This is a genomic window from Sphingobacterium chungjuense, assembly GCF_011316935.1.
Classification (GTDB): Bacteria; Bacteroidota; Bacteroidia; order Sphingobacteriales; family Sphingobacteriaceae; genus Sphingobacterium; species Sphingobacterium chungjuense.
In genome coordinates this window covers 696,459-705,394 of record NZ_WLYS01000003.1, presented here as the reverse complement: position 1 = coordinate 705,394, position 8,936 = coordinate 696,459, and the positions used below count along the sequence as shown (strand labels likewise).

At 39.9% G+C, this 8,936-nt stretch carries 6 protein-coding genes and 1 rRNA gene; 5 read left to right on the top strand and 2 right to left on the bottom strand.

Annotated features, from left to right (window positions below; genetic code table 11):
* From rrf to GKO22_RS10715, 5 genes are all read left to right on the top strand, one after another.
* Window positions 1–84: ribosomal RNA gene (gene rrf, locus GKO22_RS16955) — 5S ribosomal RNA — on the top strand; the annotation flags it as partial.
* A gap of 531 nt (window positions 85–615) precedes the next feature.
* Window positions 616–1,482, top strand: coding sequence for a M12 family metallopeptidase (locus GKO22_RS10730; protein ID WP_206367873.1), 867 nt, complete (start codon window positions 616–618; stop codon window positions 1,480–1,482).
* Between the two features lie 232 nt (window positions 1,483–1,714).
* Window positions 1,715–3,052 (top strand): alpha-L-fucosidase, encoded by a 1,338-nt coding sequence (locus tag GKO22_RS10725; protein WP_166334861.1) that lies wholly within the window; start codon window positions 1,715–1,717, stop codon window positions 3,050–3,052.
* A gap of 241 nt (window positions 3,053–3,293) precedes the next feature.
* Window positions 3,294–5,852, top strand: coding sequence for a DUF3857 domain-containing protein (locus tag GKO22_RS10720; RefSeq protein WP_166334859.1), 2,559 nt, complete (start codon window positions 3,294–3,296; stop codon window positions 5,850–5,852).
* 66 nt (window positions 5,853–5,918) lie between these two features.
* Window positions 5,919–6,866, top strand: a complete 948-nt coding sequence (locus GKO22_RS10715) for a TIGR01212 family radical SAM protein (protein WP_166334857.1) — start codon at window positions 5,919–5,921, stop codon at window positions 6,864–6,866.
* A gap of 48 nt (window positions 6,867–6,914) precedes the next feature.
* On the opposite strand, the gene GKO22_RS10710 is transcribed toward GKO22_RS10715, so the two are convergent.
* Together GKO22_RS10710 and GKO22_RS10705 are read right to left on the bottom strand one after the other, a co-directional pair.
* A complete protein-coding gene (locus tag GKO22_RS10710; RefSeq protein ID WP_166334855.1) occupies window positions 6,915–7,385 on the bottom strand; it encodes a pyrophosphohydrolase domain-containing protein in 471 nt (156 codons plus the stop codon).
* 78 nt (window positions 7,386–7,463) lie between these two features.
* Window positions 7,464–8,909 carry a pseudouridine synthase gene (locus GKO22_RS10705; RefSeq protein ID WP_166334853.1) on the bottom strand — a complete coding sequence of 482 codons (1,446 nt, stop codon included), beginning with the start codon at window positions 8,907–8,909 and terminating at the stop codon, window positions 7,464–7,466.
* Between the last annotated feature and the right edge of the window lie 27 nt (window positions 8,910–8,936).

Genomic DNA, 8,936 nt, shown 5'->3' with positions numbered 1-8,936 from the left:
TCTTCCCATTCCGAACAGAGTAGTTAAGCCCGCCAGAGCCGATGGTATTGCCGTAACAGGTGGGAGAGTAGGTCGGTGCCTAATTTTATACCAAAGCCCTTGCAACAACTTTGCAAGGGCTTTTTTGTGTTTAATACTTTTTTATCGCGCAAAGGCCTTCCGCTTTAGTAAGTACATCTAGCTGCGCGCTGTATTACTGGATAGCGCCTATATAGCTTTACCAAGCTCTTACCTGTAGTATACCATTTGTAGGTAGCAATACCCGAATAAAGTGGATTCTTAATACACTAACCGTGAATCAAAGGCCAAGTAATGGTGAAGGAGACGTGAAGTAATGACCAGTCTGATCCTCTACAGGTGTCGATATCGTATCTAATTGGTAGATAGGGTTTCTCTAAAGATTTGTCGAGACAGCATTAGATTTGACTATTTCAAGAAAATAAATGAAAGATACCACGATTTATTACTTTGTTTATGACGCTGCTTTTTCGTTTTTGCACAAACCTAATTGATTAAATATTGTAATATTTTAGAAAATTAATTTCTTTATTAAAATTTAAAATTATATTTTGCTTTATTATTATTGATTTATTTTGTTTAATAAATTTTGATGTTATGAAAAAGCAAACTATTTATTTGATTTGTTTTACTGTTTTCCTGATGGGAGCCTGTAAGCAAGAACTCGTTCAATCTGTGTCCGATGAGAGTGAGTATTTTAGTACGACGGTATTGTCGGATAGTACGAAACTGCATAAGTTGATCATTGAAGGCAACGATACTTACGTCAAGGAAGTAAATGGGGAGTACTTCTTTTCCGAGGATCTAACGATTACCAAAGAGCAATTTGATATCTTGCGGAAGATGACCAATCCTAGGTTGTCTACCACAGAACGTGCTACGATTACCCGTAATTTAAATCAAACGTGGCCCAATCGCACTGTTTTTTACAGATTACCAGAACAAGGATCTCTATCTGCAAACAATTATAATATTTTCCTATCTAACATACGGAATGCTTTTAATCTGATTACCGCGGAGACTTCTGTTCGCTTTGTAGAGCGTACTACGGAACCGGAGTATATAAATTTTGTTTATTCAAATGTCAATAGCTCGCCACTAGGCTGGAGTAGAGGGCGGGTTAATCAAATCAACATCTTCAATATTACATTTCCGGCTATCATAGCGCATGAGATCATGCATTCGATGGCAATTATGCATGAGCAGACTCGTCCAGACCGTGATTCCTATATTCATGTCTATATCGACCGTGTACCAGTCGCTGCGCGCAATAATTTCAATATTTTACCGGGTTATGTTGATCATGGTGCATTTGATTTCGAATCGGTGATGATGTATGGATCATTCGATTTCTCGATTGATCGTAGTTTACCTGTTTTGACTAGGTTGGATGGCTCTACCTGGAACAGCCAACGGACTAGACTCACGGCAGGAGATTACGCTGGCATCAATGCTCTCTATTAAATAGTGATAAAAATAGAACTCCAAGTATTAGTTATGCTGCTGCAATTGAATTCACTGTGTTAGGTGAAAAGTGTCTATGTCATCTATTAACTATTTTAAGATCAAGTCTTTATAGAAGATGGGTTAATAAAATAAGCCATTCATTATTGTAAAAATATTTAAACAGCCTTTTGTTACCCTAACTAGTATAAAATAGCTTAAATTAGAGATTATTTAACCATAACCTACTAGTATGATTTATAGGGCACTTTTATCTGTTTTATTTATTACTAGCATTGTGCAAATATCTCTTTCACAATCCTATACTCCCTCAGCAACAAACCTTGAAGCGCGACAATGGTTTTCTGATTCTCGCTTTGGATTATTTATCCATTGGGGGCTATTTAGTATTCCGGGTAGTGGAGAATGGGTGATGAATGACCGAAAAATTACTGTACAAAACTACACGCTATTAGAGCGGTTTTTCAATCCCTCAGAATTCAATGCAAAAGCATGGGTTGGTGCGGCGAAGAACGCTGGGATGAAATATGTCACCTTAGTAACGCGGCATCATGATGGTTTTAGTTTATGGGATACAAAATATTCCGACTTTAATGTAATGAATACACCGTATAGAAAGGATATAGTGAAAATGGTAGCGGACGAATGTCGGAAGCAAAACATCAAATTGTTTCTATACTATTCTTTATTAGACTGGCGGAGGGATGATTATCCTTATGAAACAGGTCGTACCGGACAGCATAGTGGTCGCGCGAGTAAAAGTGATTATGCAAACTATTTGCGATTTATGAAGAATCAATTAACCGAATTACTCACCAATTATGGAGAGATTGGAGGAATTTGGTTTGATGGACACTGGGATCAGACTGCTCCAGAAGGAGAGCGCGATCGTAGCTCTAGGCTTGATTGGAAGTATGAAGAACTTTACGGATTGATTCATCAACTACAGCCACAGTGTTTGATTGGAAATAATCATCATCTTAACCCGTTACCAGGAGAAGATTTTCAAATGTTCGAACGAGATTTGCCTGGAGAAAATACATCAGGCTTAAGCTTCCAGGAAGCTTCTGATAATTTACCCGTGGAGGCTTGTCAAACGATTAGTGAATCTTGGGGATTTAATCTTAATGACACTACCTATAAGTCATCTAAACAATTAATTCAATATTTAGCAAAGTCAGCGGCGCTGGGATCTAATTTATTGCTCAATATTGGTCCGATGCCCAATGGTGAAATTCAATCCGAATTTCAAGATCGATTGTCAGACATCGGATTATGGCTTCAAGTCAATGGTGAGAGCATTTATGGCACGTCTGCCGGCTATCTCCCTCCTCAAACTTGGGGCTGTATCACGCAGTATAATGACAAAATGTATATTCATGTTTTTGATAATAATGGAGACGATATCATTCTAGATAGATTTCCGTACAAAAAGATAAAGAAGGCTTACTCTTTAGCAGATGATGCCAAAGTGAAGACAGAAATCCGTCAGGGTAATGCCTTTGTATCGACAAAATCAGCGGACGTTAAGGATGATGTTCATGTCATTGTTTTAGAAGTGGCAAATTAGTGGTTATACAACTGAATTAGATATACATTAATTAGACAGAGCGAATCGTAAATCCTGATTTTTGCTTTTAAATCCGACATTATAAGTGAGTTTGTGCACCTGGTATTCTAGTAAATTTCTTACTGCCATGATCTGAATTTTACGTTATATTTGAGCAATCTTTATTGACCGTATGTTCCAGACCAAAACAACGAAGTTTTTGACGCTTTTCGCAGTCTTATTTCTATGTGCCTTAAACTCAATGGCGCAATCTACTATTAAAAAAGTTAGGTCGCCCGATTGGATACGGGTATCTACACTAACTCCTTCTGCCGTAGATCTTGACGATGTGAGTGATGGGTATTACATTGAACGACAAGAATACCAGGTTCATTTAGGACTTCAAGAACGTTATCACAGCTCAGTGCGTGTGATCCACGATGAGGAAGGTCTTTCTTCTGCTGGGCAGGTATCTCTATTGTTCGATCCTAGTTATCAAAGCATTTTTTTGCACGACCTGAGTATTATACGTGATGGTAAACGTATTGATAAAACGGATACCAAACTATTTAAACTTCTTGCGACAGAGTCAGATTTGTCCAGAGCTATCTACAACGGGACTTATTCAGCCTATTGTATCATTGATGATTTAAGAAAAGACGATCGCATTTCCATCTCCTATACGATCAAAGGTTCTAATCCAGTTTTTGATAATAAATTTTTCGACTACACCTATCTGCAAGGCGCTGAACCAATTGGATTGTTACTGGTAAACTACGTCGTTCCTAATAATCGCGAGCTCCAATTTTCTTACACGGGTGGTGCTCAAGCCCTCAAAGCAAAACAGGAAGATGCGACGACTTCTTATTACCACGAAGAGAATCAAGTGAAGAAAGGAACTTTCTATGATTATGTACCTTCTTGGTATGTCAGTGTGCCAACGGTGAGTTGTTCCGAATTTCGCAATTGGGAAGAAGTGGCTGCTTGGGCAACAAAAGTCAATCCTATTCCAGAATTGACATCAGCGCAATCTTTGAGTGTATTTGCTGATCAATTGTGGAAGAAGGCAGGTGGCAATAAGGTAAATTATTTTAAGCTGGTTACGGATTTCGTTCAGAATGAAATTCGTTACCAGGGTGTAGAAATGGGAGAGTTCTCGCATCGTGCTAATGATCCAGAAAAGGTTTTTCGCCAACGTTATGGTGATTGTAAAGATAAGTCTGTAGTGCTAGCGACTCTGCTTAAATATAAGAAGATCGATAGTGGTTTGGGTCTAGTAAATTCCTATGTCGATCACGGGTTGAAGAATCAAATACCATCACCACAAAGTTTCAACCACATGGTTGTATGGGCCTCAGTCGATGGTCGTAAACAATGGATCGATGCCACCGTCACGCAGCAAGGTGGCAATATTTTATATCGGTATTTTCCTTGGTATGGTGCGGCACTCAATCTCTCGATTGGTAAGGTAGAAAACCTTGGTGCAGACCAAGAAGCTGTAACCCATATTTCAGAAGTGTACCAAATGCACAAAGATGGCTCCGCTACCTTAACGGTGAAAAGCGATTATAACTCAGCCGAAGCAGAATCAATGCGTTCTTATTTCAAGAGTAATTCTAAGACTGAAATACAAAAACAGTATCTCGTCTATTATCAGAATAAGCATAAAAATCTAGAGAAAGTATCTAACTTAAAATACGAAGATGACTTAGAGAAAAATACCTTAACGGTATATGAGCATTACAAAATAGATCAGCTGTATGATGTGGAGCAAGAAACGGGTAAAAAGTATATCAACTTTTATTCGCAACATACGGATCAATATTTGCCAGCAGTGAATACCGTGCGGCCTGCCCCAATCGCTCTCTCTTTTCCATTGAAATTTGAACATGATATTTGCATCATCAATCCTGATGGTAAACAAATGTCATCTGCCTCTGATACGCACAATGAGCAGCATGAAAGTTATTTCTATAGCAGATTTATGCGTAATAGTCAAGATACGTTGAAACTCAGTTATAGTTTTTATACCTATAAATCTTATATAGACGAAGAGCAGGTGCCTCTATATGTAAAGACATTTCAAGATCGCAACAGATTTTTCTTCTCTGGATTTTACCTCAATGACGATTACAGCGTGAATACGGAAGGTTTTTCCTCTTCGGGACAATTTACATTATATCCTATTGTGTTGTTCACATTGGTATGTGGTGCATTTGCCTTGTTTGTAAGATGGTACAATAAGCAAAAACCAAGGAATACTGTTGCATCGGATGGTGAACAGGTACTGCCTCCAAAATTAGGAGGCTGGCTCTATGTGCTTGGTATTGTGATGATTATTAATCTCATAAGCAGTCTATTGTCTAATATGTTAAACTATGTGACTAATTATCAAATCTGGATTGCCTATGACTTTATGGAGTTACGACATGTGAGTCCTATACAGTGGCAGGTATTATTATCCCTTGAGTTTGTCATTAGCTTTTTCTTAACCTTCGCATTAGGCTATTGTCTGTATTTGCTTTATAAACGACGTGATCTCTTTCCACAGACCTGTTTTTACACCTTATTAGCTGTCGCTGTATTTGATGTTGTCAGTAGTATGAATGCTATGTATATCATGCCTGAAAGTGTGAAAGGTGCGCAAGAATCATGGAATGTGCTGACTAGAAATATTATTCCGACGATCATGTGGTTGTCTTATTTGCGTCAATCCGAGCGAGTGAAGGCGACTTTCGTAGTGCCTTACAAAAAGCGAGATCAGTCAAGACACGACATCAACACAGAATTACTGGGCGATCAGTTGCCAGTTCAAAACTAAATTTAGCGGGGCGCCTTTTACGAGTTGTTGCATACCCAGCAAGTATGCGTATCTTTGCAGCACAAGATGGCAACACTATTAGATACAGGCGTAAAACCGTATAATCATTACGGCGCGTACCTCAAAGAGAAATACGCAGGACAAAAAGTTTTCAAAGTCATTGTAGACGGAAATTTTACCTGTCCTAATCGGGATGGGAGCAAGGGATATGGCGGTTGTACGTATTGCAACGTCGATTCTTTTACCCCTGATACGGCGCGCAAGATTCCATCTATGCGAGAGCAGGTAGAAAATGGTATCGAAAGAGCGCGTAAATCTTACGGTGCAGAGAAGTTTGTAATCTATTTTCAGCCCAATACCAATACCTATGCCCCGACGCACTTGCTCAAGATGATGTACGACGAAGCGTTGAGTGTTTGTCCAGAGCATACTGTAGGTTTATCGGTCGGCACGCGACCAGATTGTCTAGATTTTGAAAAAATTGCTTTGTTGGAGAGCTATACCGATCGCTATGACGTGGATTTAGAGATGGGCATGGAGTCGATCTATAACGATACCTTAGAGCGTATCAATCGTGGCTGCCTGCACGACGAATTTATCAATATCATGAAGCTATTGGAAGGCTCCAAGTTAGAGATTTGCGTACATACCATCTTTGGTTTTCCATGGGAGACCGAGGAGATGATGCTTAAATATGCGGACGAAATTAACAAGCAGCCCCATATCAAATTTGTGAAATTACATCACCTGCATATCGTGGAAGGCTCCATCATGGGGGCTAAATATAAACGCGAGCCTTTCAAATTATTTACTATCGAAGAATATACGGATTTTTTAGCGAAGTTCATTCCATTGCTTCGACCAGATATCATTATTCAACGGATTTTTGGTATCGCGGATAAGGAGCTCTTGATCGCGCCGAATTGGGGTTTTCCAAAATCAAAGATCCAAACCGTCATTGACAAAGGTTTGGAGGCGCGTGGGGTAAAACAAGGATCAGCTTACCAAGCTTAATTGGTCAAGCTGATCCCTGACAATATTTTTGCTCTATAGCAAGTTTTGCTATTTCTCTGCCAAGATTGTTTTTAGATCTGCTGGCGAATAGTTGACCGACTTCAACGTCTTGTGATCTCCTTCTCGGAATACTAAATAAAGATCATCCACTTTCTTATAATACGATTCTACTCCTTTTGCACGGTAGTGCTCTTGCGTTTGTATCGCTTCTTCTTCTGATTTACAAGCTTTGCTCATATTAGAGCGTTGTACTTCCTCGAACAACGCATTAAATTTGTTTTGTAATCCGAATTCGAGGATAGCACCCGAAAGTACATATTGAATATCGCACAGCGCATCGGCTACTTCTACCAAATCATTATTTTGTATCGCTTCTTCGAGCTCTTTCAACTCTTCTGCTATCAAAGAAACGCGTAACGCCGACCTGCTAGGAGCAGGGATTTGTGGGCTCTCTAAAATAGGGTGTTGAAATGTTTTGTGAAACTCGGATACCGATGTTAAGCTTTTAGGATCTGTCATGTGCTATTATAATTTTGCCAAAAATACACATTTTAGCAGGCAATAAAAAAGGCGCTATTTCTAGCGCCTCGTAAATCTCTATTTCATCAAGTGTTTTAGTTGGATCAACTCACGCTCTTCCAAGTAACGCCATCTACCACGAGGCAAATCTTTCTTGGTCAAGTTGGCATACACCACACGATCCAATTTGACTACTTCGTAACCTAAATGTTCGAAAATACGTCTAACAATACGGTTTTTGCCGCTGTGGATCTGGATGCCGACTTCTTTCTTGCTCGCGCCAGTTACATAACTTACCTCATCTGGTTTGATCAATCCGTCTTCTAGTTCGATACCAAATTCGATTTTGTTCATGTCACCTTGAGAAAGACTTTTGTCTAGCTCCACGTGGTACATTTTGCTGATATTATTTCTTGGATGAGAAAGTTTTTCTGCCAAGTTACCATCATTCGTAAGCAATAGCAATCCAGTCGTATTACGATCCAATCGTCCTACTGGATAGATGCGCTCTTTCGTCGCTTTGCTTACCAACTGCATCACGGTACGTCTTTCTTGTGGATCGTCGGTCGTCGTGATGTAGTCTTTAGGTTTGTTTAATAAAACATAAACCATTTTTTCACGCTTAAGGCGTTCGTTGTTGTAACGGATTTCGTCTTTCGCCGGATCTACTTTTGTACCCAACTCGGTCACGATCTCACCATTCACCGAGATTAAGCCTTGCTCGATTAATTCATCAGCTTTTCTTCTCGAACAAATGCCTGAGTTTGAAATATAGCGGTTCAGACGGATCGTGCCATCATCAATGGCTTGTCCTGAGGCAGGTTTCCGTGCCTGTGCAAATCTTCTATTTGGGAAATAAGTCTTTTCGTCTCCATCAGCAGATCCAAAAGTCTTTCTGCTGCGGAAATTAGTTCTATCTCCGCCTTGCCCTTGCTCATCACGATCGTTGAAAGGTCTTTTTTTGAATCCTCCATCACGCTGTTTGAAGTCGGGACGAGCGGAGTTGTTTCGGCTAAATCCGTCTTTCTTGAATTTGTCGTTACCTCTTGCGCTACCAGCACGGTCTTCGGATGATCTGCGGTTGTCGCTGTTGTATGGTTTGCGGTCTTCAGATGATCTGTGGTTGTCGCTGTTGTATGGTTTGCGATCTTCAGATAATCTGCGGTTGTCGCTGTTGTATGGTTTGCGATCTTCAGATGATCTGCGGTTGTCGCTGTTATATGGTTTGCGGTCTTCGGAAGATCTGCGGTTGTCGCTGTTATATGGTTTGCGATCTTCGGAAGATCTGCGGTTGTCGCTGTTGTATGGTTTACGTTCCGTACGATCGCCGAAAGATTTTTTGGCAAATCCTTCACCTGTGTTTCTTGATCTGTTATCATCTCCACGACCTTCTTTGTTGAAGCGTTTGTCTGATGATGAAAAATTTGATTTTGGACGATCAGTACTACGAGAACGGGATTCTTCGTTGTTTCTACCTCTTCTGGCGCTGTCGTCACGACTGTTCCTTTTGTTGTTGAATGGCATATAGAAATTAAATTAGGCTGCAAAGGT

Coding starts and splice junctions, on each gene's coding strand:
- GKO22_RS10730 (WP_206367873.1), top strand. CDS start 616: ATGAAAAAGCAAACTATTTATTTGATTTGTTTTACTGTTTTCCTGATG.
- GKO22_RS10725 (WP_166334861.1), top strand. CDS start 1,715: ATGATTTATAGGGCACTTTTATCTGTTTTATTTATTACTAGCATTGTG.
- GKO22_RS10720 (WP_166334859.1), top strand. CDS start 3,294: ATGGCGCAATCTACTATTAAAAAAGTTAGGTCGCCCGATTGGATACGG.
- GKO22_RS10715 (WP_166334857.1), top strand. CDS start 5,919: ATGGCAACACTATTAGATACAGGCGTAAAACCGTATAATCATTACGGC.
- GKO22_RS10710 (WP_166334855.1), bottom strand. CDS start 7,385: ATGACAGATCCTAAAAGCTTAACATCGGTATCCGAGTTTCACAAAACA.
- GKO22_RS10705 (WP_166334853.1), bottom strand. CDS start 8,909: ATGCCATTCAACAACAAAAGGAACAGTCGTGACGACAGCGCCAGAAGA.